This is a genomic window from Thermococcus pacificus (assembly GCF_002214485.1).
In the GTDB taxonomy this organism is placed as follows: Archaea; Methanobacteriota_B; Thermococci; order Thermococcales; family Thermococcaceae; genus Thermococcus; species Thermococcus pacificus.
Map to the genome: position 1 here is coordinate 1,479,123 of NZ_CP015102.1, position 24,706 is coordinate 1,503,828.

The following is a 24,706-nucleotide window of genomic DNA, read 5'->3' on the forward strand; positions in this document are numbered from 1 at the left end:
ATGTTCTCATTTGGAGTATTTAAGTTTTAGTTCCGTTCATATGAGGCCCACTTTTTTGAGCTCTCCCCTTACCCTTTCGAACTCTTCAAGTTTACCCCCTGTCACGACCCTCTCCGGATGGAAGGGACAGTCGCAGTAGGGGTACTCAAGGAACGCCCCGTAGGTTCCCATCCCCCTGGCTATCGCCACTATCTCCTCCTTGTCCATGCCCAGGAGGGGCCTGTGGGCGGGGAATCAACGCGCTCATGGTCCCAAAGTAGAGGTTGGCGAGGATCTGACTGGCGACCTGACTGAGGCTGTCTCCGGTGACGATGCATGGGAAGCGGCGTAAGGGTATTAAAGCCTTTGGAGAACCCTTAATGGTGGTGGCATGGAGTTCTTCGAAGTCCTTCGCAGGAGGAGAAGCGTGAGGCGCTTTCAGGATAAGCCCGTTCCGGAGGAGCTTGTGGAGAAGCTCTTAGAGGCGGCCTTCCTCTCACCGAGTTCCTTCAACAAAAGGCCCTGGCACTTCATCGTGGTTGACGACAAGGAGAAGTTGAAGGCTCTGTCTAAGGCCAAGCTCGGGGCTTCGGGTCTGGCCACCGCGCCGCTGGCGATAGTTATCACGGCTGACGAGAGCAGGAGCGACGTATGGATTGAGGATGCAAGCATAGCGGCGGAGCACATTCATCTGGCCAGTTTTGCCCTTGGTTTAAGCTCCTTCTGGGTGCAGATAAGGAACAGGGTGCACAGTGAAGATAAAACGGCCGAGGACTACGTCAGGGAGCTCTTGAACATCCCCGAAAACTACCGAGTCCTCTGCATCATTGGGATTGGCTATCCCGCGGAGAAGAAGCCTCCGCACGGGGATGAGGTTTTCGAATGGGAAAAGGCTAGTAAAAACGAGTTCGGGAGGCCGTTTAAACCCTAACCCCCTGCTCATTCCACGGCTTCAGGACATCCCCCTTTCGCACCAAGCCTTCCTAAAACCTTTTTACACGCCTCCCTCAGCTTCTCGGCGTTCTCTTCTGGAACACCGTCGTAGGTGAACTCCCACGTCCCCATCTCTATTCCCGCGGCGTACTTTATCTTGCCGTTGTCGCGCAGTATGGGGTAGAACTCTATGTGAAGGTGGTAGAACTCATAGTTTCCTTTGAAGGGCGCCTGGAGGACCATCATGGAGTAGGGCATGTCCCTGCCAAGGACTTCGTTGAGAGTTCCCGTGGCCACCCTTATAGCCTCCGCTAGGTCTTCCACCTCGTTTTCCTCCAGCTGGGTCAGCCACTGGACGTGCCTTTTTGGGTAGATATGGATTTCAAAGGGCCAACTCGCGAAGAACGGCATGAAGACGGCAAAGCTCCCGTTCTCGTAGATCAGCCTCTCCCCTTTGAGCTCTTCCTCGAGGATTCTGCAGAAGAGGCACTCCCCGTGGCGGTTGTAATAATTCCTTGAGTTCTCAAGCTTGAGCCTCGCCTTCAGCGGTATGAACGGAAGCGCGTAGAGCTGGCCGTGGGGGTGTATGAGGCTTACCCCGATTTCCTCGCCCTTGTTCCTGAAGATGGCGAGGTAGGCAACTTTGGGATTTTTCTTTAATTCCTCAGTTACATTTTTCCATAATTTAACAACCTTGGCCATCTGCTCGTGAGTGAGCCAGTCGAGGTCCTTGAGGTCGTGCTCCGGGGTTTCCACTATCACGCTGCACTGGCCGATGGCGCGGGCCTTCTTGTAGAACCCAGCGTTTTCTGGCCTTGGTGCGTCGAAGGAGAGCATCGGGAAGCGGTTCGGCAGGATAAGGACTTCCCAGCCGTAGCCGGTCTCCTCACTCCCTGGGCAGAAGGGGCAGTAATCCTTGGGCCTCCAAGGCCTCTTTTTTCTCACCGCCGATACCATTACCCACTGTCCTGTTAAAGGGTTGTAGCGGAGTTCTCTCATCCTACCACCGCAAGTTTAATTAGTTTTAAGCTTATTATATTTTCCGGGTGAAACCATGGCCCTAAAGTTCCCGGAGGGTTTCCTTTTTGGCACCGCAACCGCCGCACACCAGATAGAGGGCGAAAACCGCTGGAACGACTGGTGGTACTACGAGCAAATAGGGAAACTTCCATACAAATCAGGCAAAGCCTGCAACCACTGGGAGAAATACGAAGAGGACATTGGGCTTATGGCTGAACTCGGCTACAACGCGTACCGCTTCTCAATAGAGTGGAGCCGGATTTTCCCGGAGGAGGGCAGATTGAACGAAGATGCCCTCAACCGCTATACTGAAATCCTTGAGCTGCTCCGCAGGAAGGGCATAGAGCCGAACGTGACACTGCACCACTTCACCTCGCCGTTGTGGTTCATGAAGAAGGGGGGCTTCCTCAGGGAGGAGAACCTCAAATACTGGGAGAAGTACGTGGAAACCGTTGCCGACATCCTGAAGGGGGTAAAACTCGTCGCGACCTTCAACGAGCCGATGGTATACGTCATGATGGGCTACCTGACCGCCTACTGGCCGCCTTTCGTCAAGAGTGCATTCAAAGCGTTTAAAGTCGCTGCTAACCTGCTCAAGGCACATGCAATTGCCTACGAGACGCTCCACGGCAGTTTCAACGTGGGCATCGTCAAGAACGTCCCAGTAATGCTTCCCGCGAGCGATAGCGAGAGGGACAGAAAAGCTGCTCAGAAGGCGGACAACCTCTTCAACTGGAACTTCATGGACGCGATATGGAGCGGGAACTTCAGGGGAGCCTTTAAATCCTACAGAGTCCCGGAGAGCGACGTTGACTTCATCGGGATAAACTACTACACTGCGGCGGAGGTAAGGCACAGCTGGAACCCGCTGAAGTTCTTCTTTGATGCCAGGGACGCCGAAATCGGGGACAGAAAGACCCAGATGGGGTGGAGCGTTTATCCCGAGGGCATATATCGGGTCATCAGCAAAATGGCCGGTTACAAAAAGCCCATGTACATAACGGAGAACGGCATAGCAACCCTCGACGACGAGTGGAGGAAGGAGTTCATAGTCCAGCATCTCCAGTACGTGCACAAGGCCATAAGCGAGGGCTATGACGTCAGGGGCTATTTCTACTGGTCGCTAATGGACAACTACGAGTGGAGAGAAGGGTTTGAGCCGAGGTTTGGCCTCATAGAGGTGGACTACGACACCTTCGAAAGGAAGCCGAGGGAGAGCGCGTACCTTTACGGAGAGATAGCGAAGAAAGGAGAGATAGGAGAGGAACTCATTAAAAAATATGGCTTAAAGGGCCTTTGAGGCCTTAAGTTCCTCTGCCCTCTTTCTCAGTATTTCCTTTACCGCGTCCCTGTCCTCTGGGTAGCTCTTTCTTATCCACAGCCACACCAGTGCGCAGGGTATCCAGAACAGCGCGCCTATGAGGAGGGTGTACTGGTAGGCCAGGGCCTTGCTGTATCCCATGCCCTTTAGGACCTCGATGAGGAAGCCGCCGAACAGCGGCCCCGTGGCTTTTCCAACGTTGTCGAGGATGTTGAAGAGGCCGAAAACCGTGCCCCTGTCCTCAGGCAGGTTGACCTGGGACACTATGGCCCTGACGTTCGGCCCCGCATAGGAAACGAACTGGACGAAGAGGACGGAGTAAATGGCTATTCCAACCCAGTGCTGGAGGGTTAGCTTGCTCGGGAGCGGGTAGAGGATTATCCCTATAGCGGCAAGCATGCCTATGAAGATGGCGAGGCCCGTTATGACTGCCCTTCCTCCCCTCTGTCTTGCCTCAAAGTAGTCGCCGACGAAGCCGCCGAGGAGGCTCCCAACGACGCTGGAGATTCCGATTATCAGGAGGACGAAAGTTGCAGTGGTCTTGTCCATTCCCCTTGTGACCCGAAGAAACGAGACGAGCCAGTACATTATGACGCCCCACGGCACGGTTCCTATTATGCCCTGCAGGAAGATGAGGATGTTCGTCTTTGTCTGTAAGGACTTTTTGATGGCCTCCCAGTTCAGGCGGTAGGTGTACTCATAGCCAGCTTCGAGGACTTCCCTTAGCTCTTTCTCGCCTTCCCCCCTCTTCGGCTCCTCGGCGATTATGTAGAAGAGCGGCGCCAGTATAAAGTTCGGAACGGCCGCGATTATGAACGGTGTTCTCCAGCTCGCTATCATGCCCGCCACTATCATTCCAAAGAGCGTTCCAAAACCGAAGGCCGTCTCGATATACGAGTAGCCCCTGCCGCGCTTCTCCTCCTCAAACATATCCGCTATGAGGGAGTATCCGATGGGTATTATCGAGCCTATGCCTATTCCCGTGAGGAGCCTCATGGCCAAGAGCTGGTAGTAGCTGTTGACGTAGGCCGTAAGGAAGCACGGGATTTCACCGAGGAGGACGCCTATCACGAGGAGCTTCTTTCTCTGTCCAATGTCCGACAGGAAGCCCCAGAGCATCGTCATTATAGCGCTCGTGGCAACGAATATCGTTGAAACAAGCCCCATCTGGGTTTCACTTATGCCGAACTCCGCCATTATCTCCTCGTAGTTTGGGGGAAGCAGGTTCTGGTCGGCCATCAAAAACGCCGCCATCAACACAAGCAAAACAATAGAGACCTTTCTGCGCAGGTTCCTCATTCTTCACCCCTCCATGATTTATAAATCGCCCGGAAGGCATCGAGCCTCCTCTCGGGGAGGGGCTCCCAGCCCCGGGCATCGCTGTTTTCAGCAAGGAAGGCGAGCTCCCCTTTAGCAGAGGGCGTGAGCATGTTGAGCCGCGCGTTGCCCCCGTCCTCCGTCCAAATCCTCAGGCTCTTGTCGGGGGCCCAGCTTGAGGTTCTCAGGTAGAGCTCCTTCCCGCTGTGCCTCATCCTGGACGGAAGGCAGGGCTCCGTCCCGAGTTCCTCGAGAAGTTCGAGGAGGCCTTTAACGTCCATCCTCCTCCCGGCCAGGTCGCGGTAGCCTATGAACTCTATGTCAGTGCCGTAGAGGAGCACGTCGTCCTTTTCCCTGAGCCAGCCGGCGACCTTTTTGGGGCTCATGAGGGGGAAGCGCCCTATGCCGAGCATCACCGCCGTGTTGATTGCAACCCAGACCGGCACGGCCTCGATGTCTTTGACGGCCTTCAGGGTGACTTTGCCCCCAAAGGCCAGGCCTATCGCCTTCTTCAGCTCCCTGAGGCCGAGGAGGTAGTTTAGGTACACGTTCCCCTCTCCCCGCTGGGCCTTTATTAGGTGCGGATAGAGGGGTTTTATCGGTTTTACCACGGAGTTGAGGTGGTTCGAGAGGAGCATTGCCTCGCCGTCGGCGAAGAGGTACTCATAGCCGTTATCCCTCAGAATGGCCGGGATTATGGGGTCGTAGGCAAGCTCGGGCAACCAGAATCCCCTCGGGGAGACCCCAAAGAGCTCTTCCTTGATTTCCCTGTCCCTCACCACCTGGGCCTCCACCCTGTCGAGGGGGAGGAGAGGAAGAATGGCGTGGGTGTAAGATGTTCCGATGATTTCTATGAGGCCGGTTTCTATTCCATCGCGGATAAGGGAAAGAACCTCCTCGGAGAGAAGGCCGAGGGTGTAGCCCGTCACGTTGAGGCCGAAGGGGACTTCCGCCTTCAGGAGCTCGTTGAGGACGGGGAGATAGGCCTTTTCAATGACCTTTGGGATTTCTGCCTTGGGAATCTCCGCGTACTGCAGGTTGCCGTGAAAAACGAGGGCCCTCATTCACTCCACCCCGTCCGAAGGCTCAACGACGAAGTATTCGGCCCTCCACGGGAAGGCCCTCTGGTACTCCCCCAAAATTGCCCTTCCAAGCTCCTCTGCCCTTTCCCTGTCCACGAGGGCTATCGCAGAACCACCGAAGCCCGCCCCCGTGAGCCTCGCGCCGTAAGCTCCAAGCTCGTTCGCCTTCCGCACGAAGAAGTCGAGCTCGTCGCTGCTCACCCCGTAGTTCTTCGCTATGTCCCAGTGCGCCCTCGTGAGGATTTCCCCGACCGTCGTGATGTCGCCCTCCTTCAGCGCGTCCCTGACCTCGAGCACGCGCCTGTTTTCCCTCACGATGTAGCCCAGATAGCGGGCGTAGAGGGCCGGGAGCCTTGAGACTTCTTCCTCGCTCACTTCCTTCGAAGTCCTCTTTCCAAGGAGGCGCAGGGCCTCTTCAGCCACCTCTTTCCTCTCGGCGTAGGCGGAAGAGGCGAGCTCCCTCTTGACGCCGGTGTAGAAGACGAGAACCGAAACGTCTTCGGGGAAGGGTATGTACTCGTATTCGAGCGTGTCGGTGTCGAGAAAGATCACGTGACCCTTTTTCCCGAAGGCTATTGAAAACTGGTCGAGTATCCCGCAGGGGACGCCCACAAACTCGTTCTCGGCCTTCTTGGCCAGCAGGACCATTTCAAGTCTGGACAGATTTAAGTTGTATGCCTTATTCAAGAAGGCCACCACAGCTAGCTCAAAGCTCGCCGATGAGCTCAGCCCGGCCCCTAGGGGAAGGTTGCCGCCTACTCTGCCATGAATCCCGCCCGGTTTATATCCCTCCTCAAAGAGGGCCCAGTAGACTCCCTTGACATAGTCCATCCAGGAGCCTTCCCTAACGAGCTCATTCAGGGAGAACGCCTTCTCCTCGTTAAAGTGCTCCGAATAAAGCTTCACGTCCCCTGCCTTCTCCCCCTCAATGACCGTGTAGAGGTTTACTGCCATTGGCATTACGTAGCCAAAGGTGTAATCCGTATGCTCCCCTATCAGGTTGACTCTCCCTGGAGACAGCACCCTCATGGCAATACCCCAGAGGTTTATCATTTTCGAGTATAAAATTTTTTCCATTAAGGACTTCCTTCGTGCAGCAACGAACATCAATGGCCTCTATGGGGGAAAGTTGTCAAAAGGCAGTCCGAGCATTTTTAAGTTCAGGGTTTCCATTGAAATTTGGGGTCATGAGAAAATTTCATGGCCTTTAACTACTCAACAAAAGCCGTAGAAGGTTTGGAGGGGGAAGAATGGGCGAGAAAGTCACAAAGGGCGTCCAAATTTTACGGGGAGACCCTAAAAAAGCCATAATAAAGCTCTCAATACCCATGATGATAGGCATGTCCGTCCAGACGGTTTACAATCTGGCCGATGGTATATGGGTCTCCGGCCTTGGCCCTGAGGCGCTGGCTGCGGTGGGTCTGTTTTTCCCGGTTTTCATGGGTATAATAGCCCTTTCCTCCGGCCTCGGAATAGGTGCGAGCTCGGCGATAGCGAGAAGGATAGGGGCTAAAGACAAAAAGGGCGCCGACAATGCCGCGATACACTCCCTGATTTTAGCCCTCATCCTTGGCATTCTGCTGACCGTTACCATGCTCCCCATCATAGGTCAGATTCTGACGGCCATGGGCGCAAAGGGCAGGGCTGTTGAACTTGCCATTGAGTACTCACGCGTCCTCCTGATAGGTGCGGTGGTTATGGTTTTCAACAACGTTGGCAACGGGATTCTAAGGGGAGAGGGAGACGCGAACAGGGCTATGTATGCCATGGTCCTCGGCTCGGGTCTGAACATAGTCCTCGACCCGGTATTCATCTACACCCTTGGTTTTGGAGTAGTTGGGGCAGCCTACGCCACGCTCCTTTCGATGATCGTGACGTCTCTCTTCATAGCATACTGGCTCTTCATAAAGCGCGATACCTATGTGGACATAACCCTGAGGGACTTCTCTCCCAGCAAGGAAGTCCTGAAGGACATACTCCGCGTCGGAATCCCCTCGTCGCTTGCACAGCTCACGATGTCCATAGCTATGTTCTTCCTCAACAGGATAGCTATCATGGCAGGGGGCGAAAACGGGGTTGCGGTGTTCACGAGTGCGTGGCGCGTCACGATGCTCGGGATAGTGCCCATCCTCGGAATGGCTTCCGCCACGACAGCGGTTACGGGAGCCGCCTATGGCGAAAGGAACATCCAAAAGCTCGAAACTGCTTACTTGTATGCCATAAAGCTCGCCTTTATGATAGAGCTCGGGGTCGTGGCGTTCATAATGGTATTTGCCCCTCAGATCTCGTACCTCTTCACCTACTCAGAATCGGCGCTCGTGATAAAAGAAGGCCTAATAGAGGCCCTCAGAACCCTTCCGATTTTTCTCGTGCTCACACCATTCGGCATGATGACCTCGGCAATGTTCCAGGGAATCGGGGAGGGCGAAAAGTCCCTCGTGCTCACGATATTTCGGACGGTAGTTATGCAGGTGGGCTTTGCATACTTGTTCGCCAACTACACGGGTTTTGGCCTTATAGGGGTATGGATGGGAATCGTGCTCGGAAACATGGTGGCCGCGGTAGTTGGCTTCACCTGGGGGAGGTTGAGGGTAAAACAGCTGAAAGAGGCGTTTGGAGATTCTTAGGCCTATTATTTCATCATTTCCGAAAAGTTTTGTTTTTCCATCTCCCTCAGAAGCCTTTCAATCTGGAATATCCCCCACTTTGACTTTTCCACTCCGCAAAAAATAAACGTCATAAAAGCCCCCGGAGAGGTTATGAAGGGGTGCTTATGGAAGCGAGAGTTTGCAAATTCTGTGCCGGGGAAAACCTGAAGGATGTTGTTAGAGCCCTTAAAGAGCGGGGCTTTAATGTGAGCGTGGCGGAATGCATAGGGCTCTGTGCAAAGTACGAGTGCGGAAACATAAACGTCATAGCCGGCAGAAGGGAGATATCCGTCAAGAGCTTAGATGAGTTCATAGAGGCCCTGGAGGGATGAAAATGGTGAAGGCCCTTGTGATAATCTCCAGCAGCGATGACAAAGCCCTCGTTGGTTTTATGTGGTCTACAAACGCCCTCAAATACAAGTGGGTGGAAGACGTTGAGGTGATACTCTTCGGCCCCATCGAGAAGGCCGTGGCGGAGGGGGATGAACGTTTTCTCCCATGGATCGAGAAGCTTAAGGAGCTTGGAAAGCTCCCGATAGCCTGTAAGAGAATTGCAGAGCTCGAAGGGTTCGAGGTTTCCCTTGAAAAGCACGCCAAAGTCGAATACGTGGGCAAAATAATTGCAGAGTATTTGGAAAAAGGCTACGTTCCAATGACATTTTAATGAAAAATCCTTCAAGAAAAGCCTTTTTAACGGCGTTATTGAGCTATTTCGGGTGAACGGGGTGAGGAGAGCGCTCTTAATATTCATGCTATCGCTAATTTTCACGGGGTTCGTCTCTTCCGGTGAGATCTCCTACGGGAGGCTTGAATTCCACGACGTTTCGAGCGAGGAGGAACTTAACGCTCTCATATCCGCCCATGAGGGGGAATACTTCTTCATTTTCTACCACTCCGAGAGCTGTCCGGCCTGTCGCTATATGAAGGAGAACGTTTTTCCAACGCAGAAGGCCAAGGAAGTTCTGAGCGGCATCAACCTGGTGGCTATTGACGTCTATAAAGGGAGAGGGCTCACTACTCTGCAGTACGTTGTTAGGGGGAAGGTTCTCGTAATCCAGCCCGAGAATTCGGGCTATTACACGCCGAAGAATCCAGGGGAGAAGATAAACGTCGGCGTCCCGGGGACGCCAACGATGGTTCTCTTCAAGGTCGAGAACGGCGAGAAGGTCCTCAAGGGAGTTGCCGTTGGCGCCCTGAATCCAGATGGTTTGGAGTTCTTTATAAAAACGGCAATTGGGGATGAGCTTCAGAACTCAACCACCAACAGTACTCAGACGGAAACCGCAAAAGAAGGAGCATCCGGGGAGGAATCTTCGGGCACAAGGCTGAGCCTCGCGGTTCTTCTCCCCATTTTCTCCGCCGGGGTGCTGAGCGTCTTCTCTCCCTGCGTGCTGCCGGTTATAGCGGGGGCGCTCTCGCTCACCTTCGCGAGGAGGAAGGTAGAGGCCGTAATAGCTGGCATGGTGGCTTCCTTTGCCCTCCTCGGTGCGCTGGTTGGCAGTCTAGGGAGCTATGCTTCCCAAATACAGGGGGCGCTTTACATCATCGGCGGGGTTGGCTTCATACTCATTGGGGCGAGCTTTGTAAGTGCTGACCTGAGGGCAAGGCTCGAGAGGCTCCTAAGCTTCTCTCCGGCCGAGGGAATAGTCTCAAAGAAGGGCATCGCCTACGACTTCGCCCTTGGCTCCGCGTTGGGGGCGACGTGGCTCGGCTGTATAGCGCCCTACGTCGGCTTCGCTGTCATTACGGCGGCCCTAACCGGGGAGATCCTCAAGGGCGTGGTCGTCATGGGCACCTACGGCCTCGGGATGGGCCTTACAGTTTACCTCATCACTATGTCCAAAGACCTGGGCGAGTGGATAAACAGGAAACTGCTCTCCCGCGGGGTCTCGCTCGGCGGAAAAAGCTCCAGGTGGGAACTGGCTCTCGGGCTCGCCCTCATAGTACTCGGCATGCTGATGCTCACCGAGGTGACCCCACTCAAACTCTGGAGCAAGCTCTTTGAATCACTCTCACAGCTTTAAGGGGATGGTAAAAATGTTCAGGTACAGGAGGAAACTCGATATGGGCCTCAAGGAGGCCGAGGAGAAGTTTAAGGCGAAGCTTGAGGAGAAAGGCTACAAGGTCGTGCTTGAGTTTACGCCGAGCGACGTTGTGAAGGCCAAGCTCGGTATTGAAATGGAGCCTTATAGAATCCTCTACGTCTGCAACCCGAAGAAGTTCTACGAGATGACCAGTGTCGAGTACGAGATTGGCTCCTTTGCCCCGTGCCCGGTTCTCCTCTACGAGAAGGACGGGGAAGTCTACATATCTATAAACACGGCTGAGGACGTGGTTGAAATAATCAAAGACGCGCTCGAAGACGTCAGGTCTGTTATTGAGGAGCTTTGATGACCCGTTTCTTTTTATTATTGCCCGGCTTGAAAATGCAAAGGAGAGAAAAGCTCAGGTCACCCTCTCAAGACCATTCCCTTTTACGATGTACGTGTCCTCATGCTTTATTGCTCCTTCGAGAATCATCAGCGGCCTTGGGGGCAGGGCCTTCTGAAGGCTACACCCATGATGAGAGGGTGTATCAAAAGCCCTCACAAAACAAAAGAAATTAATAAAAAAAAGACTTCCTATCCTTTTATAATGAAAACTCCCGAATTATCTTGTAAATAGCTGAGAAGTCAAGCTCTTCAAGGCCTTTTTCAAAGGCGACCCTGTAAAGCTCCCTAACAACTGCATTCAGAGGGACAGTTTTGTTTGCATCTAAGGCTAGATCATAGGCATAGGAAAGGTCTTTTACAAGGTTTTTAATCGAGAAGTGCGTTGAATAGTCTTCGCTGAGTATCTTCTCCTTTTTTGCCTTCAGGACTACTGAGTTTCCAGCACCGTTTTCGAGGACTTCTACGAGTTCTTCCCTTGGTATACCCGCCTTTTCGCCTAGAGCTATTGCCTCCGCAAGAGCCGCCATGAAGGCCCCGAGGACGAAGTTGTTGATGAGTTTGAGTTTTGTAGCTTTTCCTGGCTCTTCAAAATAGAATATCTTCTTCCCGAGTTTCTCCAGATATGGCAAGGCCTTTTCATAGGCCTCTTTTTCTCCACTTACGAGAATAGTCAACTGGCCGTTTCTTGCTGGTATGACGCTTCCAATTACTGGGCTCTCAAGATAGTGTGCTCCTGCACTTTTGTAGAGCTCGTGGAACCTAAGGACCTTCCTGTGGTGGTTTGTGGTAGTATCAACGATGATCTTCCCCTTGATGTCCTTGCTTAGGATTCTCTTTGAAACCTCTTCAACTGCATTGCTGTCGTAGAGGGAAAGGAACACGATGTCGGCTTTTTCGACTACTTCTTCTGGACTTTTGGCGACGTTCCTGAATCCCTTTGCCTTCTCCAGAGTTCTATTCCACACTATAAGTTCATACTCCTCCGACAGCCTCTCCGCCATGGCCCTGCCTATGTGGCCAAGGCCTATCCATCCTATCACTGCTTTCACCTCCAAAATTTTGGATAGGTTCAAGCTCTGAGAGTAGAAAGCCACTATTAACATTTCCCCTATTGACGTTCTTATATTTCTTTGGACTAAGTATCGCCAACATTGTTGGTTCCATAAATTTCCCTAACAACTCTGTGAGCCCGGGAGCGCGTCTTCATCAACGAGTACTCGGGGCACGGGTAGGCTACTATACCTTCAGCGGCGTCGGGCGGGAAGGCGTGGGCTACTCGGTTCTACGGCTGACCACAACCAAGAGCACAGTGCACAACTTCAGGGGCACGGGCGTGTAGGAGTACATGTGAAGACTTCCCACGGTTTTCATTTTTTGAGGAACTGCCGTTATGGGTGCTCTCGTTAAAACCTTATATTACCCCGGGGTGCCCAAAGGTGCTCTTTTGTACTGAAAAAACTTATATATCGTGAACCAACTATAGTGTACTAGAAGTACAATATGGTGATGACCAATGCAGAAAAAACCTCTCTTCGGGATTTTGTTGTTAGGGGTTTTTATTTTGGGAGTCGTAGCAAGCGGATGCATATCCGGAGAAAAGACCTCCACTGCAACCGCAAGTCAGTCTGGAAGCACTGAAACCGGAAAAGTAATTGAGTTGGAGTTCTGGCACGGCATTGAATCCCCAGATAACCAGAAGGTTCTGGAAGACCTCGTCAAGAAGTTCGAGGCTGAGCACCCCAACATCAAGGTAAAAGTCGTTAACTATGGCGCTCAGGACAAGGCGGTTCCCAAGATCATGGCCGCCGCTCAGGCGGGCACCCCACCGGATCTCGTCTGGCTAAATCCGGCCCAGACTGGATTCTTTGCAGAGGCCGGAGTTCTCGCCCCGGTTGAGGACTTCATAAAGAACGACCCTTCCTTTAACAAGGACGACATCTACGCGGGGCTCTGGGAGCTTGGAACCTACAAGGGCAAGATATACACCGCCCCCTTCGATACCAACAACCTGGCCATCTACTACAACAAGGAGCTCTTCAAGGAGGCCGGGCTCGACCCCGAGGCTTACATGGGCAAGGCCCTGACCTGGGATGAGTTCAGGGGGCTTGCCAAGAAGCTCACGAAGGATAAGGATGGCGACGGTGAGATCGACCAGTATGGGTTCATGGTTCCCTTCGGAAGGCTCGAGTGGACGGTCTGGACATGGGAGGTCTTCCTCTGGTCGGCCGGTGGTGAGCTTCTCTCCGAGGATCAGAGCAAGCCAACCTTCGCTAGTGACGCCGGCGTAAAGGCCCTCCAGTACTGGGTTGACCTCGTCTACAAGGACAAGGTTGCGAAGCTCAGCGAGCCCAACGCGGGCTACAAGCTCGACGACTTCTTCGCCGGCAGGGTTGCCATGACCATAAACGGGCCCTGGAACTACCCCGTCCTCAAGGATCAGGGATGGCTCGAAAAGACTGGAGTTATGCTGATGCCCTACGACAAGAGGATAGCCACCAACATTGGCGGTGAGAACCTCTTCATCTTCAAGACGACGCCCGAAAGGGAGCAGGCTGCATGGGAGTTTGCCAAGTTCGTCATGAGCCCCGAGTTCCAGGTTACGTGGGCACTCAAGACGGGCTACCTCCCTGTCTGTAAGAGCGCTCTCGAAGACCCAGAGTACAAGGAGTTCATGGAGGAGAACCCCTTCATAAAGATATACGTTGAGAACCTGCAGTACGGTAAGGCCAGGCCTCCAGTTCCGCAGTACCCGGACATGTCCGCAGCCATCGGAGAGGCCATTGAGGCAGCCCTGCTTCAGAAGAAGGATCCTGCTACTGCCCTCAAGGAGGCCCAAGCGGAAGTTGAACCCCTGTTTAAGTCCTGACATTTTTCTCTCTTTCTTTTAGTTTAGGGAGGTGTGGGGAATGGTTTCACTGCCCTCTCGGAGAAAAATGAAATATACACTGGAGGCCTACGGCTTCTTGGCTCCTGCACTTGTAATTCTCATCATGTTCATCATATACCCCATACTGAACCTCTTTTATATAAGCTTCTTCGATTGGAGGGGGCTTGGTGCAAAAGAGTTCGTTTTCCTCAACAACTACAGGATGATCCTCCAGCGCGAGGAGTTCAGACAGGTCTTGAAAAACACTTTCGTATATATCCTCGGCGTGGTTCCCACGACAATGGTTCTCTCTCTTATAGCAGCCGTTCTATTAAACACCAAAATACGGCTCAAAAGCTTGTATAGAACATCCATTTTCTCCCCGACCGCCATTTCCTTCGTTGCGACAGGTATTATCTGGGTGTGGATGTTCAACTCGGACTACGGTCTCGTTAACCGCGTCCTCGAGGCCCTAGGGTTCTCAACCTTGGACTGGCTGAAGAGCACATCCTACGCGATGCTGGCGGTGATAATAGCCACGGTTTGGGCCAGGGTTGGCTACTTCATGGTCATTTACCTCGCTGGCCTGCAGACAATACCTGAGGAGTACTACGAGGCTGCTGAGGTTGACGGAGCAACGTCCTTCCGGAAGTTCCTCCATATAACCCTCCCGCTCCTCAAACCAACCCACGTGCTGGTCCTGGTTATGCTCACGATATTCTCCTTCAGGGACTTCGACCAGATCTACACGATGACCGGCGGGGGCCCCCTGATGTCAACGACCACCCTAGCGTATTACATCTACGTCCTGAGCTTTGAGAGGTTCAGGTTCTCGGAGGGCGCCACGGTGGCTGTCATCCTGCTGTTCCTCGTGATAGCAGTCCAGTACCTTCAGAGAAAGGCCTTCGGGGAGGAGGCGATATACTGAGAGGTGAGAAAGATGTACAGGGTTAGGATACGTACAAAAATCTCGATAAAAAGCCTGCTAACCCATGCAGTCCTCTGGGTCTTCGTCGGGATAATCCTGGTTCCAATTCTCTGGACGTTCTTCACGTCTCTGAAGACCCCTGTGGAAATAGCACGTGGAACTGTCCTCCCGGAAGTCTGGAGGTGGGAAAACTACAAAATAGCATGGGAGCAGGCAGAGTTCCCGAGAAAATTCTTAAACAGCTTTATAGTGGCGATAACGGTCACCCTCGGCCAGATAGTCACCTCCGCCATGGCCGGCTACGCCCTCGCCAGGATGGAGTTCAGGGGGAGGGACCTCATATTCAACGTCGCAATAGCCTCAATGCTGATTTCCGAGCAGATCATTATAGTCCCACTCTACGTCATGCTTGCGAAGTTTGGGTGGATAGACTCTTACAAAGGCCTCGCGATCCCGTGGTTCTTCAACGGCTTCGGGGTCTTCCTCTTCAGACAGTTCTTCCTCACGATCCCGAAGGACATAGAAGAAGCAGCAATAGTTGACGGGGCATCGAGGTTCAGAATACTGTGGCAGATCATGCTCCCCCTGGCGACTCCAGCGGTGCTGACGCTCTTCATGTTCACCTTCATAGCGGAGTGGAACTCCCTCTTCAAGTGGCTGATCATCGTCAAGTCTCCGGAGATGAGGAACGTCCAGCTCGGTCTGACCATATTCCAGGAGCAGTTTATCGCCCAATATAACCTCCTCACGGCGGCGACTATACTCGTTTCCCTGCCGTCAGTGATACTGTTCCTCATCGGCCAGAGGTACTACATCAAAGGTATTGCCACAACAGGAGTTAAGGGGTGATGGAGGATGAAAGTTGCTATGGTAACTCCCCATGGTGACCCGCTCGGGAAGCTCGGCGAGCCCGATACGGGCGGCCAGTGCGTCTACGTTAAGGAGCTGAGCAGACACTTAGGGGCTTTGGGAGTGAAGGTTGACATATTCACGAGGCAGAGGGGCGGAAGGAAGGAGATAGAGTACATAAACGAGAAAGTCAGAGTTATCAGGATAGAGTGCGGGCCCGAGGGTTTTATCCCCAAGGAGAAGCTCATGCCTTACCTGCCAGAGTTCACGGACAAGGTTTCCGAGTACTTCGAGAAAGAGGGCTATGATATTGTTCACACCCACTACTGGGACGGCGGCTTCGTGGGGATGGAGCTCAAGGAGCGGCACGGGGTTAAGATGGTTCACACCTCCCACTCGCTGGGAATCCTGAAGGCAAAGGCCCTCGGCGACTTCGAGCCCTATAGGGAAAGGATAGATCTCGAGAAGAAGATTTACGAGACGAGCGACGCAATAGTCGCTACAACGGAGATCGAAAAGAGGGACATCGCGAGCCTCTACGAGATCGACGAGGGCAAGATACACGTCATCCCCATCGGCGTGGACACAACCTTCTACAGGCCCATGGGCAACAAGAAAGAGCTGAAGAGGGAGCTCGGCCTCCCCGAAGTCCCCCTGGTTTTTGCCCTCGCACGGCTCGATCCCAGGAAGGGCCTCGACCTGCTGATAAAGAGCGTCCCCTACGTAAGGGAGTACTACCAGGGGGACTTCCTCGTGCTCATAAGCACCGGTACCGGGGCGAAGGAAGAAGAAAAGGAGATGAACAAGCTCCTAAGCCTCATTGAGAACCTCGGAGTTACGGGGTATGTCAAAATAATCCCCGCAATAGAGCCAGTCAGCATGGTTCCTAAGTACTACTCAGCTGCGGACGTCTTCGTTCTGCCTTCACCCTACGAGCCCTTCGGGATAGTCATGCTAGAGGCCATGGCGTGCAAGACCCCCATCGTCGCCACGAAGTTCGGAGGCCCGGCGGAGGTTCTCCAGGACGGCTACGACGGCTTCCTCGTTGATCCGAAGGACTCAAAGGAGATGGGTAAGAAAATAGCTTTCCTGCTTGAGGACGAAGAGCTCAGGAAGGTCTTCGCCGAGAGAGCCTACAGAAAGGTCACCGAGAAGTACTCATGGGATAGTGTCGCCCGAGAAATGCGGAACCTCTACGAGGGGCTGTGAGGGAGGAAGACATGCTGGACGTGCTATCAATCGGGGAAGTGCTGGTGGATCTGAAGATTATAGACGGGAGGATTAGCATGCACACTGGAGGCTCCTGCCTCAACGTTTCCTTTTATTCCCGGCAAGCAGGGGCAAAGTCCTCATTTATAGGCACGGTAGGGGATGACTTCCTTGGGGCCCATATAAAGAAGGAGCTCAAGGAATTAGACTTCAAGCCGGCGCTCTCGGTTGTCGATCACAACACAACCCTCGTGCTAATAAAGGCAGAGAGGGAGACCCCAATCCCGATAATCTACAGGGGGGCGGACAGGTTCATAAAAAAGGAACAGCTGGAGGAGAAATGGAAGGACGCGAGGATTGTGCACACCTCGGCCTTCGCCCTCTCCCTCTCCCCGGCCAAGGAAATGATACTGGAGGCGCTGAAGTCCGCCAAAGAGAACGGTGCTTTAATCTCTGTTGATCCCAACTACAGAAGGTGGATATGGAAAAAGTGGGAGGCGGACGAGAAGGCCCTGCTTGAGGCCATTTCACTGGCAGACTTAGTCAAGCCTTCCCTGGATGATGCCAAGGAGCTCCTAGGAATCGAGGATCCAATAGACATTCTGCGGCGCTTCAAGGAAATGGGAGCCAAAAACGTCATCCTGAGCATGGGCTCGAAGGGCGTCATAGCACTCACAGAGGAGGGCAGGTACATCAGGGTGCCGGCAGAAAAGGCGGAGCTGGTTGACCCGACCGGGGCAGGGGACTCGCTTCTGGGGACGGTGCTGGCAAAGCTCTCACGGGGCCACGACATGGAAGAGGCTATAAGGTCCGGGGTAGAAGTCGCCTCAAAGGTAGTCAGTGCGGAGGGAACACTGGTAAAGGTGAGGTAATGTGGAGAGCCTGCTGGAACAGCTCAAGAAGTTTGGGTTCACAAAGTACGAAGCCCTTGCCTATATAACCCTCCTCACATACGGCCCCCTAACCGCTAGGGGTATTTCCCAGAGGGGTCAGATTCCATACAACAGAACTTACGACGTCTTAACTTCCCTCAAAGAGAGGGGCTTCGTTGAGGAGCTGGAGGGCAAGGCCAGGACGTTCGTGGCGGTTGAGCCTGAAGTGGCATTCCACCGCTACAGCAGGTCGCTAAAGGAGCTGATAGACGATATCAAGAAGTTTGCAGAGAGCATGGGCGTCGAGGAACAGAAGCACGTGATATGGCGGTTCTCATCCCCCGAGGAAGTCCTCCTGAGCCTGGAAACTATGATGAAGAAGGCAAAGTTCGAGTTCACACTGCTCGCTCCGAAGAGCTTCCTCCCAAAGGTCGAGGACGGGCTCAGAGAGCTTCTGGAGAAGGGGATCACAGTCTCCATCTACACGAACGGGGAGCCGGGCCTGGCCGCGGGGGGAAACGTCTTCATAAGACTGACCGACAAGATAGGGCACATAATCGCCATGAGGGACACCACTGAGGTTCTGGTCTCTCCCAGTCTAGTCTTCAACGTTGAGGAAGAGCTGCCCTCCGGCTTCAAGTCCAATTTCCCGGAGATAATATTCTCCTATTACATTTATCTCAGGGACATCCTCGAAGAATCAAAGCCCGTGGGTTTCGCGTTGAATGGAAACGGAGAGATGAGGTTCGCAGTGTTCTACCACGCCATTCAGGCAATTGAGAAGTTCCTCACAGGGGGTTTTGACGTGGACGCAGAAGTTCACACGACCTCCGGAGAGGTTTTCAATGGGAAGGTTGTGGACTTCACGAACACCAAGATAATAAACAACTTCGTTCTGGACACCGGGGAGAGGAAAGCCCTCATCGGAGGACCGTTCTCCATACTTGAGGAGTACGAGGCAGTCGGTGTCGTGCTCTATCCGAAGAAATCTCATCGCAGTGAAGATGTTCAGGGGTGAGTGTGATGGCTGGGGTTAGGCTGGAGAACGTGTGGAAGATATTTGGGGGGTTTGAGGCTGTTAAGGACATGAACCTTGACATTAAGGATGGGGAATTCATGATTCTCTTGGGCCCGAGTGGGTGTGGTAAAACAACCACGCTTAGGATGATAGCGGGTCTAGAAGAACCCAGCAAGGGGCAAATCTACATCGGCGACAAACTAGTCGCCGACCCAGAAAAAGGAGTCTTCGTGCCACCCAAAGATAGAGACATTGCCATGGTCTTCCAGAGCTATGCTCTCTACCCGCACATGACGGTTTACGACAACATAGCCTTCCCACTAAAACTCAGGAAAGTTCCGAAGAGTGAGATTGACCAGCGTGTTAGAGAAGTTGCGGAAATGCTTGGGTTGAGTGAACTCCTGAACAGAAAACCCAGAGAGCTCAGTGGAGGTCAAAGGCAGCGTGTGGCTTTGGGGAGGGCTATAGTCAGGCGGCCCAAAGTCTTCCTCATGGACGAGCCGTTGAGTAACCTGGACGCTAAGTTGAGGGTTAAAATGCGTGCGGAATTGAAGAGACTCCAGAAGCAGCTTGGCGTGACAACGATTTACGTGACTCACGATCAGGTTGAAGCAATGACAATGGGCGATAGGATAGCAGTAATCAACCAGGGGCAGCTTCAGCAGGTTGGAACGCCGGAAGAGGTTTACGACAGGCCGGCTAATACCTTCGTGGCCGGCTTCATTGGAAGCCCGCCAATGAACTTCATGAGCGCGAGCATTACAGAGGAAGGCTTCGCGGACTTTGGGGAGTTCCAACTTAAACTCCTGCCTGATCAGGTTGAAGTCCTCGAGGAGGCCGGCTTGATTGGGAAGGAAGTGATCTTCGGAATCCGCCCGGAGGACGTGTACGATGCGTTCTTCGCGCAGGTCAAGATTCCTGGGGAGAACATGGTCAGGGCGTTGGTTGAGATTATGGAGAACCTCGGTGGGGAGAAGGTTGTTCACCTGAGGGTTGGGGACGTTGCCCTCGTGGGTAAGTTCCCTGCGGAGTCGAAGGTCAGTGAGGGCGAGGAAGTGGACATAGTCTTTGATATGAAAAAAATCCACATCTTCGAGAAAGGAAGTGGAAAAGCGATATTCTGAATTTCACCGGAAGATCCAGACGCTTTTCTTTCCTATTATCTCCTCCCTGCTCTTCTCTTCCTTTAGATACCGTTGACCATTCAGAGGTACCTCATCTTCGCCGTAGCCCACGGATGGTTGTGGCTCTGAAAGCTCCCACACAAGGTCGCGGCCCCTGCATCATTCATAGGGACAAGCAACTTCTTTGGGTTGGGTATTGTGGTGGCGATAGCTCTCTTCTTCTCCTGCGAGCGGAGGGCCAGGATAGCACACAACTTCAGGGGCAGGGGCGTGTAATAGCGCAAGTGAAAACCAGGATTTTGAAAGTTTTTTCACCTAATTTCTTTTAAACCCGGCCCTATCATCTCCGTATGGGGGTGAGGGGCATGGACGAGCTGGAAATGATACGGCGCAAGAAGATGCTCGAACTGATGAAAAAGGCGGGAATGATTGAGGTCAAACCCAGGGAACCAAAGGTCGTCATAGAGGTCATAACTTCCCCCGGCTGTCCTTACTGCCCGATAGCGTGGGCGATGGCCCAGGAACTTGAGAGGAAGTACGAGGGCGTCGTCGCGAGAGAGCTGAGCGTCGCGACGCCGGAGGGCAGGAGAAAGGCCATAGAGCACAACATAATGGGCACGCCAACGATACTGATAAACAACCGCGTGGAGTTCATAGGCGTCCCGAACTTCGCTGAGTTTGAGAGGAGGGTTAGGGAATTGCTGAGTGCCAGTAGAAAACCTTAGGTTTGAGATTCTTTTTTAACGTCATCTCCCTAATTCCTATCGATACCTATGAAGGTCGTTATCGTTGGCAACGGGCCCGGAGGAGTTGAGCTTGCTAAAAACCTGTCCGGGGAGTTTGAGGTCGCGGTAATCGAGAGGGAGGAGCTACCGCACTATTCCAAGCCGATGCTGAGCCACTACATAGCAGGTTTTCTGCCCGAGGAGAAGCTCTTCCCCCTTCCCTCTGACTGGTACGAGAAGAGGGGAATTGATCTGCACCTTGGAACCAGTGCTGTCCTCATAGACCGGGCAAAGAGGGTTCTCGTAACTTCAAAGGGCGCGTTCCCCTACGACGCCCTGGTTCTGGCGACGGGGGCGAGGGCAAGGGAACCAGCTTTTCAAGGAAAGGAGCATATGCTCACCCTGAGAACCTTCGGCGATGCGAGGAGGATAAAGGAGAAACTTGAGGAAGAGGGCGAGATGGTAATCCTCGGCGGTGGCTTCATAGCCCTCGAACTTGCGGGCAACGTTGCAAAGGCAGGCTATAAGGTTAAGCTCGTCCACAGAAAGAGGAACCTCCTCAGGCTCGATGAGGAGCTCAGCGAGAGGATAAGGGAGGAACTTGAGGGGATTGGCGTTGAATTCCACCTTGAAACGAACGTCCTGAGCGCCAGTGAGAACGGCCTCAACACGGACAGGGGACATATCCCCGGCAGGCTCAAGGTCTGCGCCTTTGGGATAGTCCCCAACAAAGAGCTCGCCGTCAGGAGCGGGATACACGCGGGACGGGGAATTCTAATAGACGACCGCTTCAGAACTTCTGCAGAGGACGTCTACGCCATAGGCGACTGCGCTGAGTACAATGGAATAATATGCGGAACGGCGAAGGCCGCGACGGAGCATGCTAAGGTGCTGGCGAACCTTCTGAGGGGTGTTGAGGACCGCTACGACTTCAACTTCCGCTCGACGGTCTTCAAGTTCGCCGACATGAACATCGCCCTGATAGGCAGAACCCAGGGAGAGGGGAAGTGGCTCGATGAGGAGACTAAGGTATTCTACGAAGATGGGAAGGCCGTCGGCGCCGTGGTTCTGGGCAACGTCAGGAGGGCTTTCAGGCTCGAAAATGCTATCAGAGAGGGATTACCTATTGACTGAAGTGAGAAGTTCTCCAAACCTTTGGTTTGGAAAACTGTTATATACTCTAAGCGGTGAATATATCAGTGCAATGATGTTCTTTGGTGATACGGTATGGTAGTGAAGAGGAAAATGACCCGGAAGTTTTTGGAGGACGCCTTCGCAGGCGAAAGTATGGCCCACATGAAGTATTTGATTTTCGCAGAGCAGGCCGAGAGGGAAGGATACCCGAACATAGCCAAGCTCTTCAGGGCTATCGCCCATGCAGAGTTCGTCCACGCGAAGAACCACTTCATAGCCCTCGGAAACCTGGATAAGACCCCCGAAAACCTTCAGGCGGGAATAGACGGTGAGACCTTCGAGGTCGAGGAGATGTATCCTGTCTACAAGAACACCGCCGAGTTTCAGGGCGAGAAGGATGCCGTGAGAACGACGCACTATGCCCTCGAGGCCGAGAAGATACACGCGGAGCTCTACAAGAAGGCTAAGGAGAAGGCCGAGAGCGGTGAGGACATCGAGATAAAGAGGGTCTACATCTGCCCGGTCTGCGGCTACACCGCGGTCGACGAGGTTCCTGAGTACTGCCCCGTCTGCGGAGCCCCTAGGGATAAGTTCGTGGTCTTCGAATGAACCTTTCGTTTTTTGATTCTACAAGTTTGAACCGCAAACCTTATAAGGACGACCTAATAACATTAGGATGGTGAAAGAAAATGGCGAAGTGGAAGTGTATAGTCTGTGGATACATCTACGACGAGGATGAGGGCGACCCCGACACGGGGGTTGAGCCCGGGACCAAGTTTGAAGACCTTCCGGACGACTGGGTCTGCCCGCTCTGCGGCGCGCCAAAGGATATGTTTGAGAAGATAGAGTGAGGTGGTCGAGATGCTTAGCGGAACCATAAAGAGTGGAGACTGGAAGGGAGAGAAGCACGTTCCCGTTATAGAGTACGAGAAGGAAGGAAACCTCGTCAAGGTCGAGGTCAGCGTCGGCAAGGAGATACCCCACCCGAACACCCCGGAGCACCACATCGCTTGGATCGAGCTCTACTTCCACCCCGAGGGGGAGAACTTCCCCATAATGGTCGGCAGGGTGGCCTTTACAAACCACAGCGACCCGCTCACCGAGCCGAGGGCGGCCTTCTTCTTCAGGACAGAGAAGAAGGGCAAGCTCTATGCCCTGAGCTACTGTAACATCCACGGCCTCTGGGAGAACGAAGTCACCCTCGAGTGACTTCGCGCCCCAACTCCCATTCTATACTTTTCTTGTGCAGGCACAGCCCATCTGGTGCGTTTAATCATAGGAAAGTTTATTACAATCCTGCACGTTAGGTTCATTGTTGAACTCTAAAGATCGATCGGTGATGTCTGAGATGAACATCTATTTTACGACAATGGCCGCCGGTGGAATGCTGGTGCTTCTGGGAATATTTCTGACGTGGAACCTTGCTAGAGTTGTTGAGAAGTTCAGAACGGGTAAGAAGAGACTCTCATGGCTGGTTCTCCTCGGGGGCCTTCTGACAGCCATGGGATTCATCCCCGCTGTTGCCATGGCGGATTCCAGCGTGATTGTATGGGCAGTCATTCTCGGGCCAGTTCTTATAAGCTACGCTCTCTCTGAGAGCGGGCTTGTCAGGGCAAACCTGGAAATGTTGCTCCAGGTGGGTGTGGTAATCGCTTCTCTTGTGCTCCAGAGTGGAGACTATATCGCCATTGCTGAGTCGTTCTCTGCCGTGTCAATAATTCTCCTGATAAACGCAGTCGCGTTCTACATTCACACCCCACCCGGAATATCCCGGACTTCGAAGGCTGCAGCTTGGCTCTTCGCCATCTTCGTTCTCCTGAACGCGTGGGGGCGGGGAAATCCCTACGTTCTCAGCATCTACATCCTCTCAATGTTTCTGTGGATCTCAGCTCTTGTCAGGCTTCATTTTATCGCAAGGGACCGGTTCTACAGAAATGCCCAGGAAGACTTATAACCGTACACCCGTAGGAAAGAGTGGTGAGAAAAATGAAGGTTTACATGCCAGACCGCGAGTGGCCCGAGCACTACAAACCGGTTCTTGAGGAGCTCGCCAAGATAACGGACCCAGTTACAGGGGGCGACATTCTGGATTCTGGTGTTATAGCCGGCCTTGAGGTCTCAGATGACACCCTGAAGGTCTGGCTCAAATTTGAGAGCCACGCCGAGTACAACATAACGGGTGAGAGCGCGATAGCATACTCCAAGATAATTGGCGACATAATGGAGCGCTTCGCCCTCGTGAAGTTCCAGAACGTCTACGTCTACGACCTCAAGAACAACCCTGTTGGTGTCTTCGAGAATAAGAAAGGATATACCATAGAGGACATAAGCCCGGAGCGGGCCTGAGATGGGACTTTTGGGCATCTTCAAAAAACCCGCCAAAAGGCCCAAGAAAGGTCCCAGGGAGGACCTTCCGCCCGAAGTTAGGCGCGTTGTCGAGGTTCTGCGCTCTGTGAAGGACCCCGAGACCGAGCTCAACATCGTGGATGAGGGGCTCCTCTATGGCCTGACGGTCGAGGGGGATAAAGTTCAAGCCTTCCTACTGCTGGCGCGCTCGACGCCGGAGTGCCACTTCTGCCAGAGCATAGCGGTGAACGTCCAGCGGAGGATTCTGAGAGACATCGTTGATGTTCTGAGGAAGGAAGGGTTTAAGAGGATTGAAGTGTATAACGAAATTGGGCTTTTGCTCGAAGAATGGGGTGATAAAGATGGTTCCGCCGGAACTTGAAGAGGGGCTTCCCCTCGAAAGGATTAGGGACTTCTCGCTTGAAGAACTGTTGGGAATGGCCATAAAGGCCGAGATAGGTTCGAGAAAGTTTTATGAGAGCCTTGCGGAGAGGATAGACATCCAGGAGCTCAAGAACAAGATAGAGTGGCTCGCCGGAGAGGAAAAGAAGCACGAGGAGCTTTTGAGGAAAATCTACGCCAACATGTTCCCGGGGAAGGAAATCGTCTTCCCCAATGAGCACATAGGACCTGAGCTCCAGCCAGTTGCCAGACAGCTTCACGGCGTGGAGGACATAATAGACTTAATCCGCTGGGCCATGAAGGCAGAGGAGATAGCGGCAAAGTTCTACGCCGAGCTTGAAAAGATGGTGGACACCGAGGAGAAGAAGAGGCTCATGCGCTACCTCAGCGACATGGAGTGGGGCCACTACTACAACCTCAAGGCCGAGTATGAGCTACTCCTCGACTGGGCCATGTACAGCCAGATGATGAACGTCGGGCCGTGAGCCTTCATACTTCTAA

General features: G+C 53.3%; 31 protein-coding genes. 24 read left to right on the plus strand and 7 right to left on the minus strand.

Annotated features, from left to right (window positions below):
• Nucleotides 1-36: 36 nt before the first annotated feature.
• The gene (locus A3L08_RS10265; RefSeq protein ID WP_335755208.1) at nt 37-207 is read right to left on the minus strand and encodes an adenine nucleotide alpha hydrolase family protein; all 171 of its coding nucleotides are present in this window, start codon (nt 205-207) and stop codon (nt 37-39) included.
• Nucleotides 146-424 (minus strand): hypothetical protein, encoded by a 279-nt coding sequence (locus tag A3L08_RS10270; protein WP_335755223.1) that lies wholly within the window; start codon nt 422-424, stop codon nt 146-148. The genes A3L08_RS10265 and A3L08_RS10270 overlap by 62 nt, the downstream gene beginning before the upstream one ends.
• Here A3L08_RS10270 and A3L08_RS08145 point away from each other — a divergent pair.
• Nucleotides 371-910, plus strand: a complete 540-nt coding sequence (locus tag A3L08_RS08145; protein ID WP_088854535.1) for a nitroreductase family protein — start codon at nt 371-373, stop codon at nt 908-910. The genes A3L08_RS10270 and A3L08_RS08145 overlap by 54 nt on opposite strands.
• An 8-nt stretch (nt 911-918) precedes the next feature.
• Here the strand turns inward: A3L08_RS08145 and galT are convergent, their stop codons facing one another.
• Nucleotides 919-1,911 (minus strand): galactose-1-phosphate uridylyltransferase, encoded by a 993-nt coding sequence (galT, locus tag A3L08_RS08150; RefSeq protein ID WP_088854536.1) that lies wholly within the window; start codon nt 1,909-1,911, stop codon nt 919-921.
• 55 nt (nt 1,912-1,966) lie between these two features.
• Here galT and A3L08_RS08155 point away from each other — a divergent pair, with 55 nt between their 5' ends.
• On the plus strand, nt 1,967-3,232 hold the full coding sequence (locus tag A3L08_RS08155; RefSeq protein ID WP_088854537.1) for a glycoside hydrolase family 1 protein: 1,266 nt from the start codon (nt 1,967-1,969) through the stop codon (nt 3,230-3,232).
• Here the strand turns inward: A3L08_RS08155 and A3L08_RS08160 are convergent.
• From A3L08_RS08160 to A3L08_RS08170, 3 genes are read right to left on the minus strand one after another with little or no spacing between them, the layout of a single operon-like run.
• Nucleotides 3,218-4,552 carry an MFS transporter gene (locus A3L08_RS08160; RefSeq protein WP_088854538.1) on the minus strand — a complete coding sequence of 445 codons (1,335 nt, stop codon included), beginning with the start codon at nt 4,550-4,552 and terminating at the stop codon, nt 3,218-3,220. The two genes, A3L08_RS08155 and A3L08_RS08160, sit on opposite strands and share 15 nt — an antisense overlap.
• On the minus strand, nt 4,549-5,634 hold the full coding sequence (locus tag A3L08_RS08165; protein ID WP_088854539.1) for a polysaccharide deacetylase family protein: 1,086 nt from the start codon (nt 5,632-5,634) through the stop codon (nt 4,549-4,551). The genes A3L08_RS08160 and A3L08_RS08165 overlap by 4 nt, the downstream gene beginning before the upstream one ends.
• On the minus strand, nt 5,635-6,681 hold the full coding sequence (locus tag A3L08_RS08170; RefSeq protein ID WP_088854926.1) for a galactokinase: 1,047 nt from the start codon (nt 6,679-6,681) through the stop codon (nt 5,635-5,637).
• Between the two features lie 221 nt (nt 6,682-6,902).
• Here A3L08_RS08170 and A3L08_RS08175 point away from each other — a divergent pair, with 221 nt between their 5' ends.
• The 6 genes from A3L08_RS08175 (at nt 6,903) to A3L08_RS10020 (ending at nt 10,848) form a co-directional block, all read left to right on the plus strand.
• The gene (locus tag A3L08_RS08175; RefSeq protein WP_088854540.1) at nt 6,903-8,279 is read left to right on the plus strand and encodes an MATE family efflux transporter; all 1,377 of its coding nucleotides are present in this window, start codon (nt 6,903-6,905) and stop codon (nt 8,277-8,279) included.
• A 146-nt stretch (nt 8,280-8,425) separates the two neighbouring features.
• On the plus strand, nt 8,426-8,632 hold the full coding sequence (locus A3L08_RS08180; RefSeq protein ID WP_088854541.1) for a hypothetical protein: 207 nt from the start codon (nt 8,426-8,428) through the stop codon (nt 8,630-8,632).
• Entirely contained in the window at nt 8,629-8,964 is a 336-nt protein-coding gene (locus A3L08_RS08185) for a hypothetical protein (protein ID WP_232461708.1), read from the plus strand. Before A3L08_RS08180 ends, A3L08_RS08185 begins: the two co-directional genes overlap by 4 nt.
• A 52-nt stretch (nt 8,965-9,016) precedes the next feature.
• Nucleotides 9,017-10,324 carry a cytochrome c biogenesis protein CcdA gene (locus tag A3L08_RS08190; RefSeq protein WP_232461709.1) on the plus strand — a complete coding sequence of 436 codons (1,308 nt, stop codon included), beginning with the start codon at nt 9,017-9,019 and terminating at the stop codon, nt 10,322-10,324.
• Between the two features lie 4 nt (nt 10,325-10,328).
• Nucleotides 10,329-10,691: a DUF302 domain-containing protein gene (locus A3L08_RS08195; RefSeq protein ID WP_232461710.1), complete on the plus strand. Its 363-nt coding sequence runs from the start codon at nt 10,329-10,331 to the stop codon at nt 10,689-10,691.
• Nucleotides 10,678-10,848 (plus strand): hypothetical protein, encoded by a 171-nt coding sequence (locus A3L08_RS10020; protein WP_198362109.1) that lies wholly within the window; start codon nt 10,678-10,680, stop codon nt 10,846-10,848. The genes A3L08_RS08195 and A3L08_RS10020 overlap by 14 nt, the downstream gene beginning before the upstream one ends.
• A gap of 81 nt (nt 10,849-10,929) precedes the next feature.
• On the opposite strand, the gene A3L08_RS08200 is transcribed toward A3L08_RS10020, so the two are convergent.
• A complete protein-coding gene (locus A3L08_RS08200; protein ID WP_088854545.1) occupies nt 10,930-11,772 on the minus strand; it encodes an NAD(P)-dependent oxidoreductase in 843 nt (280 codons plus the stop codon).
• Between the two features lie 521 nt (nt 11,773-12,293).
• Here A3L08_RS08200 and A3L08_RS08205 point away from each other — a divergent pair.
• The 16 genes from A3L08_RS08205 (at nt 12,294) to A3L08_RS08285 (ending at nt 24,690) form a co-directional block, all read left to right on the plus strand.
• Entirely contained in the window at nt 12,294-13,598 is a 1,305-nt protein-coding gene (locus A3L08_RS08205; protein ID WP_232461711.1) for an ABC transporter substrate-binding protein, read from the plus strand.
• Nucleotides 13,599-13,638: 40 nt separating this feature from the next.
• On the plus strand, nt 13,639-14,526 hold the full coding sequence (locus A3L08_RS08210; RefSeq protein WP_088854547.1) for a carbohydrate ABC transporter permease: 888 nt from the start codon (nt 13,639-13,641) through the stop codon (nt 14,524-14,526).
• Nucleotides 14,527-14,538: 12 nt separating this feature from the next.
• Complete coding sequence (locus A3L08_RS08215) at nt 14,539-15,375, plus strand: carbohydrate ABC transporter permease (protein WP_088854548.1); 837 nt, start codon at nt 14,539-14,541, stop codon at nt 15,373-15,375.
• Between the two features lie 6 nt (nt 15,376-15,381).
• Nucleotides 15,382-16,584 (plus strand): glycosyltransferase, encoded by a 1,203-nt coding sequence (locus tag A3L08_RS08220; RefSeq protein ID WP_088854549.1) that lies wholly within the window; start codon nt 15,382-15,384, stop codon nt 16,582-16,584.
• The gene (locus A3L08_RS08225; protein WP_157721606.1) at nt 16,581-17,456 is read left to right on the plus strand and encodes a carbohydrate kinase family protein; all 876 of its coding nucleotides are present in this window, start codon (nt 16,581-16,583) and stop codon (nt 17,454-17,456) included. The genes A3L08_RS08220 and A3L08_RS08225 overlap by 4 nt, the downstream gene beginning before the upstream one ends.
• A gap of 1 nt (nt 17,457) precedes the next feature.
• Nucleotides 17,458-18,474, plus strand: coding sequence for a TrmB family transcriptional regulator (locus A3L08_RS08230; RefSeq protein WP_088854551.1), 1,017 nt, complete (start codon nt 17,458-17,460; stop codon nt 18,472-18,474).
• A 5-nt stretch (nt 18,475-18,479) separates the two neighbouring features.
• Nucleotides 18,480-19,598, plus strand: coding sequence for an ABC transporter ATP-binding protein (locus tag A3L08_RS08235; RefSeq protein WP_088854552.1), 1,119 nt, complete (start codon nt 18,480-18,482; stop codon nt 19,596-19,598).
• Between the two features lie 365 nt (nt 19,599-19,963).
• Complete coding sequence (locus A3L08_RS08245; RefSeq protein WP_088854554.1) at nt 19,964-20,323, plus strand: thioredoxin family protein; 360 nt, start codon at nt 19,964-19,966, stop codon at nt 20,321-20,323.
• A gap of 48 nt (nt 20,324-20,371) precedes the next feature.
• Nucleotides 20,372-21,457 carry an NAD(P)/FAD-dependent oxidoreductase gene (locus A3L08_RS08250; RefSeq protein WP_088854555.1) on the plus strand — a complete coding sequence of 362 codons (1,086 nt, stop codon included), beginning with the start codon at nt 20,372-20,374 and terminating at the stop codon, nt 21,455-21,457.
• Nucleotides 21,458-21,550: 93 nt separating this feature from the next.
• Complete coding sequence (locus tag A3L08_RS08255; protein WP_088854556.1) at nt 21,551-22,066, plus strand: rubrerythrin family protein; 516 nt, start codon at nt 21,551-21,553, stop codon at nt 22,064-22,066.
• An 80-nt stretch (nt 22,067-22,146) separates the two neighbouring features.
• Nucleotides 22,147-22,308 carry a rubredoxin gene (rd, locus tag A3L08_RS08260; protein WP_088854557.1) on the plus strand — a complete coding sequence of 54 codons (162 nt, stop codon included), beginning with the start codon at nt 22,147-22,149 and terminating at the stop codon, nt 22,306-22,308.
• A 10-nt stretch (nt 22,309-22,318) separates the two neighbouring features.
• Nucleotides 22,319-22,666 carry a class II SORL domain-containing protein gene (locus tag A3L08_RS08265; RefSeq protein ID WP_088854558.1) on the plus strand — a complete coding sequence of 116 codons (348 nt, stop codon included), beginning with the start codon at nt 22,319-22,321 and terminating at the stop codon, nt 22,664-22,666.
• Between the two features lie 130 nt (nt 22,667-22,796).
• Nucleotides 22,797-23,411: a hypothetical protein gene (locus A3L08_RS08270; protein ID WP_157721607.1), complete on the plus strand. Its 615-nt coding sequence runs from the start codon at nt 22,797-22,799 to the stop codon at nt 23,409-23,411.
• Between the two features lie 32 nt (nt 23,412-23,443).
• Nucleotides 23,444-23,803, plus strand: a complete 360-nt coding sequence (locus A3L08_RS08275) for an iron-sulfur cluster assembly protein (protein WP_088854560.1) — start codon at nt 23,444-23,446, stop codon at nt 23,801-23,803.
• A 1-nt stretch (nt 23,804) separates the two neighbouring features.
• Nucleotides 23,805-24,185: an iron-sulfur cluster assembly protein gene (locus A3L08_RS08280; protein WP_088854561.1), complete on the plus strand. Its 381-nt coding sequence runs from the start codon at nt 23,805-23,807 to the stop codon at nt 24,183-24,185.
• Nucleotides 24,166-24,690 carry a ferritin family protein gene (locus tag A3L08_RS08285; RefSeq protein WP_088854562.1) on the plus strand — a complete coding sequence of 175 codons (525 nt, stop codon included), beginning with the start codon at nt 24,166-24,168 and terminating at the stop codon, nt 24,688-24,690. The genes A3L08_RS08280 and A3L08_RS08285 overlap by 20 nt, the downstream gene beginning before the upstream one ends.
• Nucleotides 24,691-24,706 lie beyond the last annotated feature (16 nt).

Bases quoted from the DNA above. Each gene is read 5' to 3' on its own strand.
- galT (WP_088854536.1), bottom strand. From the start codon at position 1,911: ATGAGAGAACTCCGCTACAACCCTTTAACAGGACAGTGGGTAATGGTA.
- rd (WP_088854557.1), top strand. From the start codon at position 22,147: ATGGCGAAGTGGAAGTGTATAGTCTGTGGATACATCTACGACGAGGAT.
- A3L08_RS08245 (WP_088854554.1), top strand. From the start codon at position 19,964: ATGGACGAGCTGGAAATGATACGGCGCAAGAAGATGCTCGAACTGATG.
- A3L08_RS10265 (WP_335755208.1), bottom strand. From the start codon at position 207: ATGGACAAGGAGGAGATAGTGGCGATAGCCAGGGGGATGGGAACCTAC.
- A3L08_RS08145 (WP_088854535.1), top strand. From the start codon at position 371: ATGGAGTTCTTCGAAGTCCTTCGCAGGAGGAGAAGCGTGAGGCGCTTT.
- A3L08_RS08220 (WP_088854549.1), top strand. From the start codon at position 15,382: ATGAAAGTTGCTATGGTAACTCCCCATGGTGACCCGCTCGGGAAGCTC.
- A3L08_RS08185 (WP_232461708.1), top strand. From the start codon at position 8,629: ATGAAAATGGTGAAGGCCCTTGTGATAATCTCCAGCAGCGATGACAAA.
- A3L08_RS08195 (WP_232461710.1), top strand. From the start codon at position 10,329: ATGGTAAAAATGTTCAGGTACAGGAGGAAACTCGATATGGGCCTCAAG.
- A3L08_RS08280 (WP_088854561.1), top strand. From the start codon at position 23,805: ATGGGACTTTTGGGCATCTTCAAAAAACCCGCCAAAAGGCCCAAGAAA.
- A3L08_RS08165 (WP_088854539.1), bottom strand. From the start codon at position 5,634: ATGAGGGCCCTCGTTTTTCACGGCAACCTGCAGTACGCGGAGATTCCC.
- A3L08_RS08155 (WP_088854537.1), top strand. From the start codon at position 1,967: ATGGCCCTAAAGTTCCCGGAGGGTTTCCTTTTTGGCACCGCAACCGCC.
- A3L08_RS08265 (WP_088854558.1), top strand. From the start codon at position 22,319: ATGCTTAGCGGAACCATAAAGAGTGGAGACTGGAAGGGAGAGAAGCAC.
- A3L08_RS08210 (WP_088854547.1), top strand. From the start codon at position 13,639: ATGGTTTCACTGCCCTCTCGGAGAAAAATGAAATATACACTGGAGGCC.
- A3L08_RS08175 (WP_088854540.1), top strand. From the start codon at position 6,903: ATGGGCGAGAAAGTCACAAAGGGCGTCCAAATTTTACGGGGAGACCCT.
- A3L08_RS08275 (WP_088854560.1), top strand. From the start codon at position 23,444: ATGAAGGTTTACATGCCAGACCGCGAGTGGCCCGAGCACTACAAACCG.
- A3L08_RS08235 (WP_088854552.1), top strand. From the start codon at position 18,480: ATGGCTGGGGTTAGGCTGGAGAACGTGTGGAAGATATTTGGGGGGTTT.
- A3L08_RS08215 (WP_088854548.1), top strand. From the start codon at position 14,539: ATGTACAGGGTTAGGATACGTACAAAAATCTCGATAAAAAGCCTGCTA.
- A3L08_RS08170 (WP_088854926.1), bottom strand. From the start codon at position 6,681: ATGAGGGTGCTGTCTCCAGGGAGAGTCAACCTGATAGGGGAGCATACG.
- A3L08_RS08160 (WP_088854538.1), bottom strand. From the start codon at position 4,552: ATGAGGAACCTGCGCAGAAAGGTCTCTATTGTTTTGCTTGTGTTGATG.
- A3L08_RS08270 (WP_157721607.1), top strand. From the start codon at position 22,797: ATGTCTGAGATGAACATCTATTTTACGACAATGGCCGCCGGTGGAATG.
- A3L08_RS08180 (WP_088854541.1), top strand. From the start codon at position 8,426: ATGGAAGCGAGAGTTTGCAAATTCTGTGCCGGGGAAAACCTGAAGGAT.
- A3L08_RS08255 (WP_088854556.1), top strand. From the start codon at position 21,551: ATGGTAGTGAAGAGGAAAATGACCCGGAAGTTTTTGGAGGACGCCTTC.
- A3L08_RS08250 (WP_088854555.1), top strand. From the start codon at position 20,372: ATGAAGGTCGTTATCGTTGGCAACGGGCCCGGAGGAGTTGAGCTTGCT.
- A3L08_RS08285 (WP_088854562.1), top strand. From the start codon at position 24,166: ATGGTTCCGCCGGAACTTGAAGAGGGGCTTCCCCTCGAAAGGATTAGG.